Below are 19109 nucleotides of genomic sequence, written 5' to 3'. Positions count from 1 at the left end.
GTCCCGCGGGCGGTCCTCGTTGTCAGTGGGCGCCTATAACCTCGTACGCGTGTCGTCTCTCGCGCTGTACCGCCGTTATCGCCCGGAGTCGTTCGCCGAGGTCATCGGGCAGGAGCATGTCACCGACCCGTTGCAGCAGGCGCTGCGGAACAACCGGGTCAATCACGCGTACCTGTTCAGCGGGCCGCGCGGGTGCGGGAAGACGACCAGTGCGCGCATCCTGGCGCGGTGTCTGAACTGCGAGCAGGGGCCCACACCGACGCCCTGCGGTGAGTGCCAGTCCTGCCGGGACCTCGCGAGGAACGGTCCGGGATCCATCGACGTCATCGAGATCGACGCCGCCTCCCACGGTGGCGTGGACGATGCCCGTGACCTGCGCGAGAAAGCGTTCTTCGGGCCCGCCAGCAGCCGGTACAAGATCTACATCATCGACGAGGCCCACATGGTCACGTCGGCGGGATTCAACGCGCTGCTGAAGGTCGTCGAGGAGCCGCCCGAGCACCTCAAGTTCATCTTCGCCACCACCGAGCCCGAGAAGGTCATCGGGACCATCCGGTCGCGTACGCACCACTATCCGTTCCGGCTCGTGCCGCCCGGGACTCTGCGGGAGTACCTGAGCGAGGTGTGCGGGCGCGAGGGCAGTCCCGTCGAGGACGGGGTGCTTCCGCTGGTCGTCCGCGCGGGCGCCGGGTCCGTGCGTGACTCCATGTCCGTCATGGACCAGCTGCTGGCCGGGGCGGGCGACGACGGTGTGACGTATGCCATGGCCACCTCACTGCTCGGTTATACGGACGGGTCGCTGCTCGATTCCGTGGTCGAGGCCTTCGCCGCGGGGGACGGCGCCGCCGCCTTCGAGGTCGTCGACCGGATCATCGAGGGCGGAAACGATCCTCGTCGGTTCGTCGCCGACCTGCTGGAGCGGTTGCGGGATCTCGTCATCCTCGCGGCCGTGCCCGATGCCGGCGAGAAGGGGCTCATCGACGCTCCCGCCGACGTCGTGGAGCGGATGACGGCCCAGGCCGGAGTGTTCGGCGCCGCCGAGCTCAGCCGGGCCGCCGATCTCGTCAACGAAGGGCTGACGGAGATGCGCGGGGCCACCTCCCCCCGCCTGCAGCTCGAACTGATCTGCGCGCGCGTGCTCCTGCACGCCGCGTACGGCGACGAGCGGTCCCTCATGGCCCGGCTCGACCGCATCGAGCGCGGAGTGAACTTCACGGGGGCGGCGGCCGCCGGAGCGCCCGCCATGGGGTACGTGCCCGGGCCCGACGCGCATGCCGGGATGCCGACCGGAATGCAGGGGAGCGGCATGGCTGCTTCCGCTCCTCCCCCTGCTCCTCCCGGTCCCTCCGTTCCGCCCGGTGGCGGGCCTGCCGCGGCTCGTGCTGCGGTACGCGGGGCGGGGAGCCCCGGTGGTGATACGGGTCCCGGGGCGCCCCAAACCCACACGCCTGCCCAGGCCCCCGCCCCCGCCCAAACCCACACGCCTGCCCAGGCCCCCGCCCTCGCCCAGGCGCCCACGTCGGCCCAAGCCTCCCCGGGAGCCGCGCCTGCTCCCGCCCCGGCCGCGCCCCCGCCCGCCCCCGCTTCGGAACAGCCCCCCGCCCAGGCTCCCCCCACCGCCCCCGCGGCCGGCGCTGCTCCCGGTGCCTGGCCCGCCGCGACCGCAGCGGGCAGTGGCAGGCGACCCGGCGGGTGGCCGACCGCCGCACCCGCGGGCGGGGGACAGCCACCGGCCGCCGCACCCGGTCCGCCCGCGGCCCAGACCGCCCAGCCCCAGTCCCAATCCCAGCCCCAGGCTCAAGCCCCCGCCCCCCCTGCCGCATACGCCACCGCTCCTCCCAGCGGTGGCCCCGACCCCCGCATGCTGTGGCCCAACATCCTGGAGGCGGTGAAGAACCGACGCCGCTTCACCTGGATCCTGCTCAGCCAGAACGCGCAGGTGACCGGCTTCGACGGCACGACCCTCCAGATCGGTTTCGTCAACGCGGGCGCCCGGGACAACTTCGCGAGCAGCGGCAGCGAAGAGGTGCTGAAGCAGGCGCTGACCGAGCTGTTCAACGTGCACTGGAAGGTCGAGGCGGTCGTCGACCCGTCCGGCGGTTCGACCCCGCCGCCTCCGCCCGGCCCCGGGTCCGGTTACGGCGGGGGTTACGGGGCGGGTGGCGGCGCCCCGGCTCCGTCGGCGCCGCGCCCTGCCCCGCAGCAGCAGCCGCCATCGGCTCCGGCCTCCCGGCCTGCCTCCTCGGCACCCCAGTCCCAGTCCCAGTCGGCGCCCTCACCCGGTCCCGCGCCCGCTCCCCGTCCCTCCGCGCCGGAGCCGCCCCCCATCTCCCCCGAGGACGACACCCCGGAGGACGACGATCCGGACCTCGACGAGTCCGCCCTCTCGGGCCACGAACTGATCGTGAGAGAGCTGGGAGCGACGGTGGTGGAAGAGTTCTCGAACGAGCAGTGACGAGTAGCGACGAGCAGCAATGAGTAGCAGCGACGAGCAACGACCGGCAGTAGTAGCGAGCAACAACCGATAGCAGCAGCAAGCAACAACCGGTAGTAGTGAGCAGCGGCGAACCCACGCCCACCCGCCCCCGAAACACGACAGCTAGTCTGACCCCCGTGAAGGTCCTAGTTATCGGCGGCGGTGCCCGCGAACACGCCCTGTGCCGTTCCCTCTCCCTCGACCCCGACGTCACCGCGCTGCACTGTGCCCCAGGCAACGCGGGTATCGCCGAGGTGGCCGAGCTGCACCAGGTCGACGCCCTCGACGGCAAGGCCGTGGCCGCGCTGGCCACGGAGCTCGGCGCCGGGCTGGTGGTCGTCGGCCCGGAGGCCCCCCTCGTGGCCGGGGTCGCCGACGCCGTGCGCGAGGCGGGCATCCCGGTGTTCGGCCCCTCCAAGGAGGCCGCCGAGCTGGAGGGCTCCAAGGCCTTCGCCAAGGACGTGATGGCAGGCGCGGGCGTACCCACGGCCCGCTCGTACGTCTGCACGAACCCCGACGAGGTAGAGGAGGCGCTCGACGCCTTCGGAGCCCCGTACGTCGTGAAGGACGACGGGCTCGCGGCCGGCAAGGGTGTCGTCGTGACCGCCGACCTCGACAAGGCCCGCGAACACGCCAACGCCTGCGAGCGCGTGGTCATCGAGGAGTTCCTCGACGGCCCCGAGGTCTCCCTCTTCGCGATCACCGACGGCGTGACGGTCGTCCCGCTGCAGCCCGCGCAGGACTTCAAGCGCGCGCTCGACGGCGACGAGGGTCCGAACACCGGCGGCATGGGCGCGTACTCGCCCCTCCCGTGGGCCGACCCGAAGCTGGTCGAGGAGGTCATGCAGACCGTTCTGCAGCCGACCGTCGACGAGATGCGCCGCCGCGGCGCCCCCTTCTCCGGGCTCCTCTACGCCGGTCTCGCGATCACCTCGCGCGGCGTACGGGTCATCGAGTTCAACGCCCGCTTCGGCGACCCCGAGACCCAGGTCGTCCTCGCCCGTCTGAAAACCCCTCTCTCCGGCATCCTCCTCGCGGCGGCGGACGGCACCCTGGCCGACCTCGAACCCCTCCGCTGGAGCGCCGACGCGGCCGTCACCGTGGTCATCGCCTCGCACAACTACCCGGACACCCCGCGCACCGGCGACCCCATCGAGGGCCTCGACGACGTGGCGGCACAGGACGCCCCGCACGCGTACGTCCTGCACGCGGGCACCAGGCGTGACGGCGACGCGATCGTGAGCGCGGGCGGCCGGGTGCTCTCCGTCACGGCCAGCGGCAAGGACCTCACCCAGGCCCGCGCACGCGCGTACGAAGCGGTCAACCGAATCCACCTCGACGGCGGCCAGCACCGTACGGACATCGCGGCGAAGGTGGCGGGGGCCGTACAGGCGTAACCGGCAGTTACGCGACTTCACCTGCGTCAACACAGAGCGAAGAACCATCCCGGGCCCCGGATCCAGCACAGGAACCGGGGCCCGTTCGTCAGCCACCTCTGCCCAAAGCCATTCCATCGAGTGACCGATGCCCCATCCGGCTGACGAGGACCGGGGCCCCAACTAGGGTGCGGCGCAAGCGTTCCGGCACTTGGCCCACCGGCATTGCGATGTCAGTCGTGGGTGCCACAGTGGGGGAGTGAGCAACGCCATGGACGTCCGCCGGCAGTGGCTGGGTATGCACGCGCCGGGCGGGCAGTAGGGGGTGACACCGGTCGTGTCCGGTATGGGTGTGGAGGTGGGCGCGCAGGCCGCGCGCTCACGGGCTCTCGCCGTGCTGCGGGTCCGCAGCCGGGCGCTGGCCGTCGCCCTGCTGCCCGCGGCCGTCGCCGTCGTGCTGCTCGTCGGCGGGTCGACGGGCCACATCGACGGCCCCGGCTGGGCCGTCACGCGCTGGATCGTGTCGGGGTTCGCCCTGTTCGTTCTCCTCGCCGCGGTGGGCATCGCGCTGGTCGTGGTCCGTTCCCGGCCCGCCGTGAGCCCCACGGTCACGATCGCCGAGGAGTCGGCGCCCGATCTCTACCGCATGGTGCGCGACCTGGCGGACCGCCTCGAAGTGCCCGCGCCCTCCGCGATAGCGCTCACCCCGGACTGCGACAGCTGGCTGGAGGACCGCACCCACCCGGCCCACGGCCCGCCCAAGCCGGAGTCCCGCGACGAGATAGAGGGCGTACCGGGCGTACGGGGCCTGCCCTCGGCCCACCGTCGTGCGCCGGCCGCGCCCGTCCTCGTCATCGGCTCGCCCTTCCTGTGGTGGATGCGGGTCGGCGAACTGCGCGCCGTCCTCGCGCCGGTCGTCGCCGGTACGGGACCGTCGGCGCACCCCGACATAGCCGCGGCGCGGCGTTTCGTCCGGGGTCTCGACGCGGCGGTGGCGGTGACCTCGGAGCCCCGCGGACCCCTGTCCCGGACGGTGCTCGGCGGGGTCGGCTGGGTGGCGCGGCTTCTGCTGCGCAGTTGTCGCGTGCATGCCGCCGAGATGGAGCGGGGGGTCGCCGCCGCGGCGGCGGAGCGTGCACAGGCTGTGGATTACGGTCTGCGGATCGTCGCCCAGGAGCAGGTGGGGCTGGCGTACGCGGGCTGGGACCGGCTGCTGACGCGGGTCGCGCTGCCCGCCTGGCGGATGGGGCGCTGGCCGTCCCGGCTCGACGCGGGAGTGGTCGCGGCCCTCACCGAGCTCTCGCGGCGCGACCGCCTTGCCGAGGGGTTCGCCTCCCGGCTCGGCGAGCGGCCCGCCTGTGACCTGCTGGAGGAGCCCGGCGCGATCGACGAGGCGGCGTCCCTGCTGGCCGCCCGCCTCTTCCACGGCGGACCGGCCGAGACCGGGCCCGACTGGGCGCCGGTCGACTGGGACGAGTATCCGGACGAGGTCGTGGACCGGAAGTGGCGTACGGATGCGGCCCGGTTGCACCGGGTGCTGGACGCGCTCGGCGTGAGCCGGTCCTCCGGGGCCGGCGCCGGGGCCGGCCCCGGCGCCTCGGATCCGGAGGGGCCGACCCTGGCCCGGGTGATGGATCACCTGAGTGACGGGGCGCCTGGGGAATCCGGGGGATCGCGGGAGTCCGGGGACCCTGAGGATCCCGTGGTCGTGGAGAGGCTTGAGGCCGCGGCGTACGAGGACGAGGACGAGGACGGCGGGCCGGAGAACGAGCGGAGTTCGGCGCTGGCGGCGGGGCTCAGTGCGGAGGTGGCGCGGGAGGAGGCCGCCGTGTCGGCCGGGGCCGGGGCTCCCTCCGGGGCCGCCGGGCAGGTCGGGCCGGACATGGAGCTCTGGGACGACGGTTCGTTGCCGCTCTTTCCTCTGCAACCGCCTCGGACCGGGCGGGAGTTGCTGGCCGACCATGTCACCGCGATGGTCTGCTGCGCGGCGATGGACACGGCTGGGGCGGCTCCGGGGCTCGACTGGCTCGACGGGCCGTCGCTGCTCATCAACGGCGAACGGTCCGTGGACCTCGGGCCCCGAGTCCTGAGCCTCATCGAGGAGGGCGACCCCGCCCCCCTCCGCACCTGGCTCCTCCACCTCGGCATACGCCCCGAAAAGCCGGTCCGCCTGGTCTGACCCCGGGCCCTTTTCCGCCCCCGCCGCCCCTACCCGTCCCATCCCTGGGGGCTCCGCCCCCAGACCCCCGCATCGCGCTGAACGCGCTCGTCCTCAAACGCCGGACGGGCTGAAAGTCCCCGGCCAAGCCGGAAACGACCAGGCGACCCGGAAGCGGGCGGTAGCCCCTGCTTCCAAGGGGCGCGGGGAACTGCGCGACCAGCCCCCACCGGACCCGCACATCCCGCATCCACCCATAAGCCCACTCACCCGCACATCATCACCCAACCGCACCCCGCTCCCCCCAGCCCCCCGCCCAACCGCCGGAGGCAATTCGCGACGAACGGTGACGACGCGCGTGCGTAATGTGATGTGCTGGGACCGCTCATTGACAAGGCAGGGGCCTGTAAAGGCCGGCAGGGGCTGACGGGGGCACGAGGGAGGGAACGCGGTATGGGGTCGGAGCAGATTCGCCGGTGGGAGTCGGGAGCGCTGGCGCATGCCGTCACGGACCCCTTCGGACAGGGCCCCGTCCCCTGGCTGCGCGGCAGTGAGAACTACTTCGACGACACGGGCCACGTCGTCCCCTGGTACGTGGACCAGGCCCCGTCCCCCGGCACGGCATCCCCCCGCGACGGCGACGGCGGACGCAACCGCAACCAGCAGGGAACCACGGGCCCACGTGTCCCCACCCCCCGCCAGACCGCCGGAGGCCCCCGCACGGCGGACGACGTCCACCGGCAGATCAAGGGCTTCGCCTCCACCGGCGCGGCCGCCCCGGGCGAGGCGATCGACTTCCACATCACGGTCGACCCGCCACAGCAGTTCAGCGTGGACATCTACCGCATCGGTCACTACGGCGGCGACGGCGCCAGCAAGATCACCACCAGCCCCCGCCTCCCCGGCATCGTCCAGCCGCCCCCGCTCACCGCGGACCGCACGGTCTCCTGCCACCACTGGTGGCTCTCCTGGCGGCTGCAGATCCCGACGTACTGGAGCATCGGCGCGTACGTGGCCGTGCTGACCACCGACGACGGCTACCGCTCCCACATCCCGTTCACGGTCCGCGACAACCACCCCGCCGACCTGCTGCTCCTCCTCCCGGACATCACCTGGCAGGCGTACAACCTCTATCCGGAGGACGGCCGCACGGGCGCGAGCCTGTACCACGCGTGGGACGACCACGGCCGGCTGCTCGGCGAGACCGAGGCCGCCACGACGGTGTCGTTCGACCGTCCGTACGCGGGCGCGGGCCTCCCCCTCCACGTCGGCCACGCCTACGACTTCATCCGCTGGGCCGAGCGCTACGGCTACGACCTCGCGTACGCCGACGCCCGCGATCTGCACGCCGGCCGCGTCGACCCCACCCGTTACCGCGGCCTGGTCTTCCCGGGCCACGACGAGTACTGGTCGACGACCATGCGCCGGACCGTGGAGGTCGCCCGCGAGCACGGCACGTCCCTCGTCTTCCTCTCCGCCAACACCATGTACTGGCAGGCGGAGCTGGGCCCGTCCCCGTCCGGCGTCCCCGACCGCCTGCTCACCTGCCGAAAACGCCGCGGCCCGGGCAAACCCGCACTGTGGCGCGAGGTCGACCGCCCCGAGCAGGAACTCCTGGGCGTCCAGTACGCGGGCCGGGTCCCTGAGGCGCACCCCCTGGTCGTCCGCAACGCCGACCACTGGCTGTGGGAGGCGACCGGCGCCCACGAGGGCGACGAACTGGAAGGCATGGTCGCGGGCGAGGCCGACCGCTACTTCCCGCGCATCACGCTCCCCGAGCACCAGGGCCGCATCCTCCTCTCCCACTCCCCCTACCGGGACACCGAGGGAGCCATCCGCCACCAGGAGACGTCCCTCTACCGCGCCCCCTCCGGCGCCCTCGTCTTCGCGGCTGGCACCTTCGCCTGGTCCCCGGCCCTGGACCGACCGGGCCACATCGACACCCGCGTCCAGCGCGCCACGGCCAACCTCCTGGACCGCATCTGCAAACGCGACTGAGCCCGTTGAGCCGGTGGAAAACCTTCAGAACCGAGCCCGTGGAGAACCCTCACACCCGACCCCTGGCCGGGCCGGTTCCTCCCGTACGGGAGAATCGACCCAGTTGGCCAGAAAGACGGGGAGGAACCGTGTCCGGATTCGTAGAAAAGCCCGAGCCCGTCGAGGTGCCGGGTCTGGTGCATCTGCACACCGGCAAGGTGCGTGACCTGTACCAGAACGAGGCGGGCGACCTCGTGATGGTCGCCAGCGACCGCATCTCCGCCTTCGACTGGGTGCTGCCCACGGAGATCCCCGACAAGGGCAGCGTCCTGACGCAGCTCTCGCTCTGGTGGTTCGACCAGATCGCCGACCTGATGCCGAACCACGTCCTCGGTACCGACCTCCCGCCCGGCGCCCCCGCCGACTGGGCGGGCCGCACCCTGGTCTGCAAGTCGCTGCGGATGGCCCCGGTCGAGTGCGTGGCCCGCGGCTATCTCACCGGCTCGGGTCTCGTGGAGTACGACCAGACCCGTACCGTCTGCGGTCTCGCCCTCCCCGAGGGCCTGAGCGACGGCTCGGAGCTGCCCGCCCCGATCTTCACCCCGGCCACCAAGGCCGCCGTCGGCGAGCACGACGAGAACGTCTCGTACGAGGAGGTCGCCCGCCAGGTCGGCGCGGACACCGCGGCCCAGCTGCGCCAGGCGACGCTCGCCGTCTACGGCCGGGGCCGTGACATCGCGCGCGAGCGCGGGATCATCCTCGCGGACACGAAGTTCGAGTTCGGCTTCGACGGCGAGACGCTCGTCGTCGCCGACGAGGTGCTTACCCCGGACTCCTCCCGCTTCTGGCCCGCGGACCAGTGGGAGCCGGGCCGCGCGCAGCCCTCGTTCGACAAGCAGTTCGTCCGTGACTGGCTGACGTCCGCCGAGTCCGGCTGGGACCGCAAGAGCGAGCGCCCGCCGCCCGCCCTGCCCCAGCAGGTCGTGGACGCCACCCGCGCCAAGTACGTGGAGGCGTACGAACGCCTCACGGGCACCACCTGGAGCTAAGCGAGCACGCGTACACGCACGTACACGTACACGTACGAGAAAGGGCCCTGGTCGCGATGACCGGGGCCCTTCTCATTACTGCTTACCGGAGCGGACGACCAGGTTCGAACTGGCGACCTCAACCTTGGCAAGGTTGCGCTCTACCAACTGAGCTACGTCCGCAGTGCGCCGTGGCGCGAGAGCAACTATACCCAACCTCGCTCCCGCGCGAGACGCACTGCCGAGTGCCGGTTCTCCACCCCCAGCTTGGAGACGGCCGACGACAGATAGTTCCGTACGGTCCCCTGCGACAGCGCGGCCCGCTCGGCGATCTCCGCGACGGGCGCCCCGTCGGCGGCCAGTTCCAGCACCTCCGCCTCGCGCGCGGTCAGCGGCGAGTCCCCGGAGGAGATCGCGTCGGCGGCCAACTCCGGGTCGACGTAACGGTTTCCGGCATGGACGGTACGGATGATCTCCGCGAGCCGCTGCGCGCTGACGGTCTTCGGGACGAACCCGCGCACACCCGCCGCAAGCGCCCGCTTCAGATGCCCCGGCCGCCCGTGACTGGTCACGATCAGCACCCGGCAGGCGGGCAGTTCGGCCCGCAGCGATGTGGCCACCCTCACACCGTCCGCCCCGGGCATCTGGAGATCCAGTACCGCCACGTCGGGTTCGTGGGCCCGGGCCATCGCCAGCGCCTCGGGCCCACTGGCCGCCTCCGCCACCACGAGCAGGTCCTCCTCAAGCCCGAGCAGCGCGGCGAGCGCCCCCCGGATGAGGTGCTCGTCGTCGGCGAGCAGCAGCCGGATGGGTCGTACGGGGGTCATGGGGCGACCTCTTCGTTCATGGGGCGCGGAGTGGGGGACGGGGAAGAGGACGGCGGTGGTGACGTGGACGGCGGCCCCGACGCGGGAGACGAGGAGGTGGCCGTCGGGGGCAGCGGAACCTCGGCCACCACCCGGAACCGGTCACCGTCGACCGGCCCCGCCTCCAGCGTCCCGTCCACCGCCGACAACCGCTCCCGCAGCCCGGCGAGGCCGGACCCCTTGGTGCTGGGCGTACTCGGCACCCTGTCCCTCTCCACCCCGTCGTTCTCCACGGTCAGGACCACGCGGGTCCCCTTCACCCCCAGTGACACCCGGCAGTGCCCCGCGTCCCCGTGCCGCAGCACGTTCGTGGTCGCCTCCCGTACGACCCAGCCGAGCGCCGACTGGACCGCGGACGGCAGCTCCGACGCGGATCCGGTCACCGTGCACTCGACTCCGGCCGCGGTCAGCACGCCCTGCGCGCCCAGGAGTTCGACGCCGAGGTCGACCTCGCGGTAGCCGCGTACGACCTCGCGGACCTCCTTCTGGGACTCGCGGGCGATCCGCTGTACCTCGATCATCTGCTCCACGGCCTCGGGCCGTTCGCGCCGGGCGAGCTGGACCGCCAGCTCGCTCTTCAGGGCGATCACCGCGAGGTTGCGGCCCATCACGTCGTGCAGGTCCCGCCCGAAGCGCAGCCGCTCCTCGGCGACGGCGAGGCGGGTACGGGTCTCGCGGGCCGTGTCGAGTTCGAGCACGGCGTTCAGCAACCACACCGAGAACATGGAGGTGAAGCAGAGGAACCCGGCGATGAGCAGCACCGCGAGCGCGGTGGCGGCCGCGGTGGCCGCCGGCCGTCCGATCAGGAACGCGGCGGCCCAGGTACCCGCGACGAATCCGCTCAGCAGTGCCAGCAGTCGCCGTCGACGCATCCCGAGCGCCATCATGCCGATCCCGAAGGGCACCACCACGACGAAGAACGTGCCCGCCGCGGTGTCGATGTTCTCGCCGGACGGCCCGTGCTCGGAGACGGCGAGCGCGCCGATCCCGAGCAGCGCGGTCAGGACACCGAGCGCCGCGATCAGCCGGACGGGCTGCTCACGGCGGCCGCACGTCCAGTCGATCGCCCGTGACGAGGTCACCGACCCCAGCACGGCGTGCACGATCAGCGGCGGGAACAGCCAGAGGACGAGCGGCGCCCCCACCTGGCCGAAGGCCGGCAGCCCGACCGTGCTCACCTCGACCAGCGCGAAGATGTGGAAGGACCAACGGGTGTACGTCTCGACCTTCGCCGGCGTGCTCTGAGCCCGCCACCAGGCCCCAGGCCCGCGCATACCCGCCTCCGCTTTCGTCGTCGTTCCCGGCCGTCTCAGTGTCGCGGTTCCCAGCGGAACCACCGCCGTACAGCAAACACCGACAGCACGAGCCAGGCCACCGCTGTGGCGATGGCGCCCAGGGTGTCGTACGCGCCGAGGTCTCCGGTCCAGCCGCCGCGGATCAGGGTGATCACCGGGGACAGCGGCAGCAGTTCGCAGACGGTGGCGAGCCGGTCGGGCATGAGCTCGAACGGTATGAAGGTGCCGGAACCCATCATGGACACGAGCAGCAACGGCATCGCCGCGACCTGGGCGCCCTCCAGGCTCCTGCTGAAGCTCGCGACGACGGCCGCGATGGCGGGCCACATGGCGAGTCCCAACAGCAGGCCCAGCACGGCGAGGTGCGGTGCCTCGGGCGCGCCCACGTCGAGGAGCGCCGCGCACGCGATCGTCAGGACCACGCACTGCACGAGGCCGATCAGGACCGACGGCAGCGCGGCACCCGCCAGGATCTCCACGTCCCGCAGCTCCCCGGTGCGCAGCCGCTTGAGCACCAGCTCCTCACGCCGGGCGGCGTAGACGCTCACCAGCGAGCTGTAGACGGCGAAGAGCAGGGAGAAGCCGATGGCGGACGGCAGGATGACCGAGCCGACCGAGAGCCCCGCCTCGGCCAGGTCCATGTCCTCGACCGCCCCGCGAAGGCTCAACGGCATGATCAGCGGCACGAACAGGGCCGCGAAGAAGGTGGCCTTGCTGCGGCCGAGCAGCGTCAGTTCGGCCCGCGCGAGGGCCGTCATCCGCCGTGCGGCGGTCGCGGTCGGACCGGCCTGTGCGGTGTTGGTCACAGTCTCCGCGCTCATGCCACACGCTCCTTCTCCGCCGTCATCTGCGACGTCTGCGACGCCTCACGGGCTATCCGCAGGAACGCCTCCTCCAGCGACCCCGACCGGACATCGAGCCCCCGCAGCTCGACCCCTGCCCGCTGGGCCCACACGAGGAGCTCGGTGGCGGCCCGCTGCAGCTCCAGCGTCCGCAGCCGGATCGTCCGGCCCTCCATCTCGTGGCCGGTGATCCCGAGCGAGGCGAGCGGCGGCAGATCGCCGGGGAAGTAGCCGGCGGGCAGCTCGAAGGAGATCCGGGACGGCTGGGAGGCGGTCACCTCGGCCGGGGTACCGGTGACGGCGATGTGCCCGGCGTGCAGGATCGCGAGCCGGTCGGCGAGCCCTTCCGCCTCCTCCAGGTAGTGCGTGGTCAGCACCACGGTGGTGCCCGTCTCGCGCAGCTCGCGCACCAACTCCCAGGTCTCCTGGCGCCCTTCGGCGTCGAGTCCGGTCGTCGGCTCGTCCAGGAAGAGCACCTCGGGCCGCCCGAGGATCGCGCACGCCAGGTCGAGGCGCCGCTTCTCGCCCCCGGACAACTGCTTCACGCGTACGTCGGCCCGGCGCGACAGGCCGACCAGCGCCAGCGCCTCGCGCCCCGGCCGGGCCCCGCTCGTGCAGCCCGCCCACATCTGTACGGTCTCCGCGACGGTCAGCTCGGAAGAGAAGCCGCCCTCCTGGAGCATGACGCCGATGTGCGGGCGCACCTTGGCGCGTTCGGTGTACGGATCGTGGCCGAGGACGCGCACCTGGCCGCCGGACGGCGGTGCGAGCCCTTCGAGGAGTTCGACGGTGGAGGTCTTGCCCGCGCCGTTGGTCCCGAGGAGCGCGAACAGCTCCCCGCGGCCGACGGAGAAGGACACCCCCCGGACCGCCTCGAACTCTCCCCCGTACACACGTCGTAGATCCGTGACCTCAATCACGTGCTCGTTCGTGTTCATGAGACCAGCCTCCCCGCCGCCGACGGCCCGGAGCAGTGCGCGCTGTCACCGCTGCACATGACAAATGTCAGAGGGGCCCTCCGGAGGTCGGAGAGACGGCCCCGGCACACGAGAAAGGCCCCGATCGTGATGACCGGGGCCTTACTTACTGGAGCGGACGACCAGGTTCGAACTGGCGACCTCAACCTTGGCAAGGTTGCGCTCTACCAACTGAGCTACGTCCGCATTTGCCTCCGACCGGCTCTCACCGACCGGCGCAGGCACCAGCCTACCTGATCGAAAACGCTGACCAGACCGGCAGTGCAGAGCGGGTGACAGGAATTGCACACTGCGCCTTCCCCCTGGAAGGGGGATGTTCTACTACTGAACTACACCCGCGTGACTCCGGGACCGGGCCTTTCGGCCTTGCCCCTCGGCGTGCTCCAGACTCTAGCTGATCAGCAGGGGTACTACGCAAGTCGGCTGCTCCCAGGGCTGGATGGGGGGCCCGGCCCCGTCAGGGGCGCGGGGAACTGCGCGACCAGCCCAAGCGAACCCGCACCCACCCACCAACATGCGGAAGCCACACCTCCGCCGGGCGGTCACTGCGCAGCGCTGAACGCCTCATAGACCCGCTTGGGAATCCGCCCCCGAGCCGGCACCTCCATCTTGTGCGACTGCGCCCACGCCCGAACGGCGGCAGGATCGGGCGCAACGGCCGTCTGCCGGTACGCCTTGCCGGACCGAGACCGCTTGCGGCCGGCCTCCAGGTACGGCTCCAACGCCTTACGCAGTTTCTTGGCATTGGCTTGATTCAGGTCGATCTCGTACGACTTGCCGTCCAGACCGAAGGCGATCGTTTCCGCCGCTTCCGAGCCGTCGATGTCGTCGAAGAGAGTGACTACGACACGCTGCGCCACGAATATCGGTCCCTTCGTGCGGCACCTCTCCAACGACACGTGATGACGTGCGGAGATGCCGACTGTCCGGCTGTTTTTATGGGCGATTGGGCAAAGTATCGGCTATTGCCAATTCCTTTGTACAGTGCCCGGCAATCCAATGTGAAGCTCGACTAAATCTCTTGGCGTGTCTCAAGGCAATAGGAGACCGGGTCCTGATCCGGATCTTTCCCAGGATTTTTCGTGAAGGTAGCCCCTGCATCCCCGGTCGATAGCGTCTCGATGCGGAATCGTGATGGCCATCACGTAGTTTCCTACGAATCTACCCGCGTAGAAATTTTGTACGGGTAGTCTGAACGAACCTGCTCAGCACCACACACCGGGAGTGCCAGTGGCACGCGTCGTAGTCGACGTCATGCTCAAGCCGGAGATCCTCGACCCCCAGGGCCAGGCGGTGCAGCGTGCACTGCCGCGTCTCGGTTTCGAAGGCATCGCCGACGTTCGTCAGGGAAAGCGATTCGAACTGGAAGTGGACGGACCGGTGGACGAAGCCGCCCTCGCCCGCATCCATGAACTCGCCGAATCCTTCCTCGCCAACACCGTGATCGAGGACTTCACCGTCAAGGTCGAGGAAGTCGCGGAGGCAGGAAAGTGACCGCTCGTATTGGCGTCGTCACTTTCCCGGGAAGCCTCGACGACCGGGACACCCAGCGCGCGATCAGGCTCGCCGGTGCCGAAGCCGTCGCTCTCTGGCACAAGGACAAGGACCTCAAGCAGGTCGACGCCGTGGTGCTGCCCGGCGGTTTCTCGTACGGCGACTATCTGCGCGCGGGAGCGATCTCGCGCTTCTCGCCGGTGATGGAGACCGTGATTGAGCAGGCGAAGTCGGGAATGCCGGTGCTCGGCATCTGCAACGGCTTCCAGATCCTCACCGAGGCCCATCTCCTCCCGGGCGGGATGCTCGGCAACGACCACCTGCACTTCATCTGCCGTGACCAGAAGCTGCGGGTGGAGAACGCGGAGACGTCCTGGACCGCCGACTACGAGTCCGGCCAGGAGATCCACATCCCGCTGAAGAACATGGACGGTCGGTACGTCGCCGACGAGCGCACCCTCGACATGCTGGAGGCGGAGGGCCGAGTCGCCTTCCGGTACGTGGCCCGCGGCGAAGCCGCTGATGGATACGGCAACCCCAACGGCAGCCTGCGGGACATCGCGGGCATCACCAACGAGGCCGGGAACGTCGTAGGCCTCATGCCGCACCCCGAGCATGCCGTCGAGCCCCTCATCGGGTCCGGCCGCACCGACGGCCTCCCCTTCTTCACCTCGATCCTCAAGAAGCTGGTCAACGCATGAGCCGGACGCCTCTGGACACGGTCGAGCACGCGGCCGAGACCCCCGACGTCGAGCTGCCCTGGGCCGAACTGGGCCTGAAGAAAGACGAGTACGAGCGGGTCGTGGAGATCCTCGGCCGCCGCCCGACCGGCGCCGAACTCGCCATGTACTCGGTCATGTGGTCCGAGCACTGCAGCTACAAGTCCTCGAAGGTCCATCTCCGCCAGTTCGGCGAGAAGGCCCCCCAGTCGGACGCCCTCCTCGTCGGGATCGGCGAGAACGCGGGCGTCGTCGACGTCGGCCAGGGCTACGCGGTCACCTTCAAGGTCGAGTCGCACAACCACCCCTCCTACGTCGAGCCCTACCAGGGCGCGGCCACGGGAGTCGGCGGCATCGTGCGCGACATCATCGCGATGGGCGCCCGCCCGGTCGCCGTCGTGGACCCCCTCCGTTTCGGTGCGGCGGACCACCCGGACACCAAGCGCGTACTCCCGGGTGTCGTCGCCGGCATCGGCGGCTACGGCAACTGCCTGGGCCTGCCCAACATCGGCGGCGAGGTCGTCTTCGACTCCTGCTACCAGGGGAACCCGCTGGTCAACGCCGGTGCCATCGGTGTCATGCGGCACGAGGACATCCACCTCGCGAAGGCTTCCGGCTCCGGCAACAAGGTCATCCTGTACGGGGCCCGCACGGGCGGCGACGGCATCGGCGGCGCCTCGATCCTCGCGAGCGAGACCTTCGACGACGCCAAGCCCTCCAAGCGCCCCGCCGTCCAGGTCGGCGACCCCTTCCAGGAGAAGCTCCTCATCGAGTGCACCCTGGAGGCCTTCGCCGAGAAGCTGGTCGTCGGCATCCAGGACCTGGGAGCTGCCGGACTGTCCTGCGCCACCAGCGAGTTGGCGTCCAACGGCTCCGGCGGCATGCGCGTGACGCTGGACGACGTACCCCTGCGCGACTCGACTCTGTCTCCCGAGGAAATCCTCATGAGCGAGTCGCAGGAGCGCATGTGCGCGGTCGTCGAGCCGGAGAAGGTGGCCCGGTTCCTGGAGATCTGCGACAAGTGGGATGTCATCGCCACGGTGATCGGTGAGGTCACCGACGGCGACCGTCTCGAGATCTTCTGGCACGGCGGCAAGATCGTCGACGTCGACCCGCGCACGGTCGCGCACGACGGCCCGGTCTACGAGCGGCCGTACGCCCGCCCGGAGTGGCAGGACGCGCTTCAGGCGGACGACGCCAACAAGCTGGCCAGGCCCGCCACTTCGGAGGAGCTGAAGGACCAGGTCCTCCAGCTGGTCTCCTCCCCGAACCAGGCCTCCAAGTCCTGGATCACCAGCCAGTACGACCACTTCGTGCAGGGCAACACCGTGCTCGCCCAGCCCGAGGACTCGGGCATGATCCGCATCGACGAGGAGTCCGGCCTCGGTGTCGCGATCGCCACGGACGGCAACGGCCGGTACACCAAGCTGGACCCGTACCACGGCGCCCAGTTGGCCCTGGCCGAGGCGTACCGGAACGTGGCGACGACCGGTGCCAAGCCGCTCGCCGTCTCCGACTGCCTGAACTTCGGTTCGCCCGAGGACCCGGCCGTCATGTGGCAGTTCGCGGAGGCCATCCGCGGACTGGCCGACGCCTGCCAGCAGTTGGGCACCCCGGTGACCGGCGGCAACGTCTCGCTCTACAACCAGACGGGCGAGGTGGCGATCCACCCGACGCCGGTCGTGGCCGTGCTGGGTGTCATCGACGATGTCGCCCGCCGCACACCGGTCGCCTTCAAGGAGGAGGGGCAGCTGCTCTACCTCCTCGGCGACACCCGCGAGGAGTTCGGCGGTTCGGCCTGGTCGCAGGTCGTCCACGACCACCTCGGCGGACTGCCCCCGCAGGTGGACCTGGAGCGTGAGCGGCTGCTCGCCGAGATCCTGATCTCTGCCTCCCGCGACGGCATGATCGACGCCGCGCACGACCTGTCCGACGGCGGTCTGATCCAGGCCGTGGTCGAGTCGGCGCTGCTCGGCAGGAAGGGCGCGCGTCTCGTCGTACCGGACGGGCTCGACGCGTTCACCTTCCTCTTCTCCGAGTCCGCGGGCCGCGCGATCGTCGCGATCCCGCGCTCCGAGGAGCTCCGCTTCAACGACATGTGCGGGGCGCGCGGCCTGCCCGTCACCCGCATCGGTGTCGTCGACGGCGAAGAGGTCGAGGTCCAGGGCGAGTTCACCCTCTCCCTGGCGGAACTCCGCGTGGCACACGAGGGGACGATCCCGGCGCTGCTGGCGTAAGCGGTTGTACGAAGCCGAGGTCCCGTCCGACACCGGGCGGGACCTCGACGACGCTCATCGCACGTAGTTCTTGAGGATCTCCGTGTCGAGCTCGATGCCGATCGGATCGGGGAGGAGCACTTTCTCGCCGAACTTCGCGGTGTGGATGTCGCGGTAGCCACCGATCGCCCGGTCCGGTGCGCTGTGCAGCGTGATGGTGCAGGAGTCCCGGTCGATCAGGAGGTACAGAGGGATTCCGGACTGGCCGTATGCCGCCGGCTTCTCGTGCCGGTCCCGCCGGTCGGTGTCCGAGTCGTACGAGGTGACCTCGACGACCATGAGAGCCCCGTCGGGGTCGGCCCACTCGCCGTGACCCGCGAAGTGGGCTTCTGGCGCGATCACAGCGTCCGGCTTGGCCCTGCCCTCCCGATACGTAACCACCCGGAGCCCCTGGCCCTGATACAGGTCCAGGTCGGGCCTGGTCTGCATACAGCGTCGGGCCAGCCAGGTCACGATGGTGTTGTGGTCCCCGTCCGTCACGGGCTTGACTCCGATCCGTCCGTCGATGAACTCCAACGTGACGGTCTCGGGAGCGGCGGAGGCGATTGTTTCGAACTCCTCCACCGACATCTGAGACGTGCGCTCGGCCATAACCGTCATGTTGCACCCCCTTCCAGGCGAACGCCAGTGTTGGCCAGAGCAGGCGGTGAGGTGTGCTTTTCGCAGTCGATCACACTCATGGGTGACGACTCCTTCGCCTTCGCCTGCCCTTGGGGGAACCATGTCCGTCCGCAAGACCGTGATGATTCTGTACCGGGTACTCCTGCCGACCGGCTTCGCCCTGGTCCTGTGGGACGTCTTTCTTCCCGGTTACCCATTCGGCCCGGGGTGGGCACTCCTCCCGCTGCTGGTCACCTTCCCGCTCTGGATGTTCGTGAGCCGGACCGGGCCCCGGCGTGAGGCCCTCGACCATCCGCCGGTCGAGGTGGAGCCGCCCGTCAGGGGCCGCTGGTCCGCCATGAACAGTCCGGCCACCAAGGTCCCCAGCCACGGCACGCACGCGTACGGGCAGACGTACGCGATCGACATCGTCGCCGAGCCCGCCGCATCGGAGAACAGCCGCCCCGCCTTCGCCAGGCTCTGGCCGGTAGCCCGCCGCAGCCGTGCCTTTCCCGCCTTCGACGAACCGCTGTTCGCCGTGGCCGACGCCACCGTCGTGCACGCGTCCGACTGGATGCGCGATCACCTCAGCCGCAACTCCCTTCCGGGGATCGCCTACTTGCTGCTCGTCGAGGGGACGGTCAGGGGGCTCGGCGGCGCCCCCTGGATCACCGGCAACCGCATCGTGCTCGACCTCGGCGACGGGGTGTACGCGATGTACGCCCACGTGAGGCGGGGCTCTCTCACGATCAAGCCGGGCGACCGGATACGCGCGGGACAGCAGATCGCCCGCTGCGGCAACTCGGGCAACTCCACCGAGCCGCACGTGCACTTCCAGTTGATGGACACCGCGGACCTCGACGCGGCCCGCGGAATCCCCTTCACCTGGACCGAAATCGGAGTCCCGGCCAACGAGGAGACGTTCACAGCAGCGCCCCAAGGGGGCGCGGGGAACGGCGCGACCAGCCACGACCGACCCGCAGACGAAGTACCCCCCTCCCAGCGGAGCACATAGGCTCGCCGCC

The 19109-nt window shown here is 70.6% G+C and carries 15 protein-coding genes and 3 tRNA genes; 9 read left to right on the top strand and 9 right to left on the bottom strand.

Going from position 1 to position 19109, the window contains the following annotated elements; translation table 11 throughout:
• The first annotated feature begins 49 nt into the window (after nt 1-49).
• The 5 genes from ACFWXQ_RS22375 (at nt 50) to ACFWXQ_RS22355 (ending at nt 9036) form a co-directional block, all read left to right on the top strand.
• Nucleotides 50-2455 (top strand): DNA polymerase III subunit gamma and tau, encoded by a 2406-nt coding sequence (locus ACFWXQ_RS22375; RefSeq protein ID WP_383937657.1) that lies wholly within the window; start codon nt 50-52, stop codon nt 2453-2455.
• A gap of 158 nt (nt 2456-2613) precedes the next feature.
• Nucleotides 2614-3873 carry a phosphoribosylamine--glycine ligase gene (gene purD, locus ACFWXQ_RS22370; protein ID WP_383937659.1) on the top strand — a complete coding sequence of 420 codons (1260 nt, stop codon included), beginning with the start codon at nt 2614-2616 and terminating at the stop codon, nt 3871-3873.
• 316 nt (nt 3874-4189) lie between these two features.
• Nucleotides 4190-6031 (top strand): hypothetical protein, encoded by a 1842-nt coding sequence (locus ACFWXQ_RS22365; RefSeq protein ID WP_383937661.1) that lies wholly within the window; start codon nt 4190-4192, stop codon nt 6029-6031.
• Nucleotides 6032-6463: 432 nt separating this feature from the next.
• On the top strand, nt 6464-8008 hold the full coding sequence (locus ACFWXQ_RS22360) for a N,N-dimethylformamidase beta subunit family domain-containing protein (protein WP_383937662.1): 1545 nt from the start codon (nt 6464-6466) through the stop codon (nt 8006-8008).
• A 128-nt stretch (nt 8009-8136) separates the two neighbouring features.
• Nucleotides 8137-9036, top strand: coding sequence for a phosphoribosylaminoimidazolesuccinocarboxamide synthase (locus ACFWXQ_RS22355; RefSeq protein WP_383937664.1), 900 nt, complete (start codon nt 8137-8139; stop codon nt 9034-9036).
• An 89-nt stretch (nt 9037-9125) separates the two neighbouring features.
• Here ACFWXQ_RS22355 and ACFWXQ_RS22350 read toward each other — a convergent pair.
• From ACFWXQ_RS22350 to ACFWXQ_RS22315, 8 genes are all read right to left on the bottom strand, one after another.
• A tRNA-Gly gene (locus tag ACFWXQ_RS22350) sits at nt 9126-9198 on the bottom strand.
• A 23-nt stretch (nt 9199-9221) separates the two neighbouring features.
• A complete protein-coding gene (locus tag ACFWXQ_RS22345; protein ID WP_383937666.1) occupies nt 9222-9842 on the bottom strand; it encodes a response regulator in 621 nt (206 codons plus the stop codon).
• The gene (locus tag ACFWXQ_RS22340; RefSeq protein ID WP_383937668.1) at nt 9839-11155 is read right to left on the bottom strand and encodes a sensor histidine kinase; all 1317 of its coding nucleotides are present in this window, start codon (nt 11153-11155) and stop codon (nt 9839-9841) included. The genes ACFWXQ_RS22345 and ACFWXQ_RS22340 overlap by 4 nt, the downstream gene beginning before the upstream one ends.
• 35 nt (nt 11156-11190) lie before the next feature.
• A complete protein-coding gene (locus ACFWXQ_RS22335) occupies nt 11191-11997 on the bottom strand; it encodes an ABC transporter permease (protein ID WP_383937670.1) in 807 nt (268 codons plus the stop codon).
• Nucleotides 11994-12956, bottom strand: coding sequence for an ABC transporter ATP-binding protein (locus ACFWXQ_RS22330; RefSeq protein WP_383937671.1), 963 nt, complete (start codon nt 12954-12956; stop codon nt 11994-11996). The genes ACFWXQ_RS22335 and ACFWXQ_RS22330 overlap by 4 nt, the downstream gene beginning before the upstream one ends.
• Before the next feature lie 149 nt (nt 12957-13105).
• Nucleotides 13106-13181: transfer RNA gene (locus ACFWXQ_RS22325), tRNA-Gly, on the bottom strand.
• An 81-nt stretch (nt 13182-13262) separates the two neighbouring features.
• Nucleotides 13263-13334 (bottom strand) — tRNA-Gly (locus ACFWXQ_RS22320).
• A 203-nt stretch (nt 13335-13537) separates the two neighbouring features.
• The gene (locus tag ACFWXQ_RS22315; RefSeq protein WP_055613837.1) at nt 13538-13855 is read right to left on the bottom strand and encodes an Lsr2 family protein; all 318 of its coding nucleotides are present in this window, start codon (nt 13853-13855) and stop codon (nt 13538-13540) included.
• Nucleotides 13856-14225: 370 nt separating this feature from the next.
• Here ACFWXQ_RS22315 and purS point away from each other — a divergent pair, with 370 nt between their 5' ends.
• From purS to purL, 3 genes are read left to right on the top strand one after another with little or no spacing between them, the layout of a single operon-like run.
• Entirely contained in the window at nt 14226-14489 is a 264-nt protein-coding gene (gene purS / locus ACFWXQ_RS22310; RefSeq protein ID WP_055613836.1) for a phosphoribosylformylglycinamidine synthase subunit PurS, read from the top strand.
• Nucleotides 14486-15190, top strand: coding sequence for a phosphoribosylformylglycinamidine synthase subunit PurQ (gene purQ, locus ACFWXQ_RS22305; protein WP_383937673.1), 705 nt, complete (start codon nt 14486-14488; stop codon nt 15188-15190). Before purS ends, purQ begins: the two co-directional genes overlap by 4 nt.
• Entirely contained in the window at nt 15187-17445 is a 2259-nt protein-coding gene (gene purL / locus ACFWXQ_RS22300; protein WP_383937674.1) for a phosphoribosylformylglycinamidine synthase subunit PurL, read from the top strand. Before purQ ends, purL begins: the two co-directional genes overlap by 4 nt.
• Nucleotides 17446-17499: 54 nt before the next feature.
• Here the strand turns inward: purL and ACFWXQ_RS22295 are convergent, their stop codons facing one another.
• Nucleotides 17500-18084 carry a Uma2 family endonuclease gene (locus ACFWXQ_RS22295; RefSeq protein ID WP_383937676.1) on the bottom strand — a complete coding sequence of 195 codons (585 nt, stop codon included), beginning with the start codon at nt 18082-18084 and terminating at the stop codon, nt 17500-17502.
• A gap of 121 nt (nt 18085-18205) precedes the next feature.
• On the opposite strand from ACFWXQ_RS22295, the gene ACFWXQ_RS22290 reads away from it, so the two are divergent.
• Nucleotides 18206-19099 carry a M23 family metallopeptidase gene (locus ACFWXQ_RS22290; RefSeq protein WP_383937678.1) on the top strand — a complete coding sequence of 298 codons (894 nt, stop codon included), beginning with the start codon at nt 18206-18208 and terminating at the stop codon, nt 19097-19099.
• Nucleotides 19100-19109: the final 10 nt, after the last annotated feature.

Origin of the sequence: Streptomyces sp. NPDC058697, assembly GCF_042715345.1 — a bacterium.
Taxonomy (GTDB): Bacteria; Actinomycetota; Actinomycetes; order Streptomycetales; family Streptomycetaceae; genus Streptomyces; species Streptomyces liliifuscus.
This window is presented reverse-complemented; position numbering and strand designations above follow the sequence as displayed.

Coding starts and splice junctions, on each gene's coding strand:
- ACFWXQ_RS22360 (WP_383937662.1), top strand. CDS start 6,464: ATGGGGTCGGAGCAGATTCGCCGGTGGGAGTCGGGAGCGCTGGCGCAT.
- ACFWXQ_RS22345 (WP_383937666.1), bottom strand. CDS start 9,842: ATGACCCCCGTACGACCCATCCGGCTGCTGCTCGCCGACGACGAGCAC.
- ACFWXQ_RS22340 (WP_383937668.1), bottom strand. CDS start 11,155: ATGCGCGGGCCTGGGGCCTGGTGGCGGGCTCAGAGCACGCCGGCGAAG.
- ACFWXQ_RS22335 (WP_383937670.1), bottom strand. CDS start 11,997: ATGAGCGCGGAGACTGTGACCAACACCGCACAGGCCGGTCCGACCGCG.
- ACFWXQ_RS22330 (WP_383937671.1), bottom strand. CDS start 12,956: ATGAACACGAACGAGCACGTGATTGAGGTCACGGATCTACGACGTGTG.
- purL (WP_383937674.1), top strand. CDS start 15,187: ATGAGCCGGACGCCTCTGGACACGGTCGAGCACGCGGCCGAGACCCCC.
- ACFWXQ_RS22295 (WP_383937676.1), bottom strand. CDS start 18,084: ATGACGGTTATGGCCGAGCGCACGTCTCAGATGTCGGTGGAGGAGTTC.
- ACFWXQ_RS22290 (WP_383937678.1), top strand. CDS start 18,206: ATGTCCGTCCGCAAGACCGTGATGATTCTGTACCGGGTACTCCTGCCG.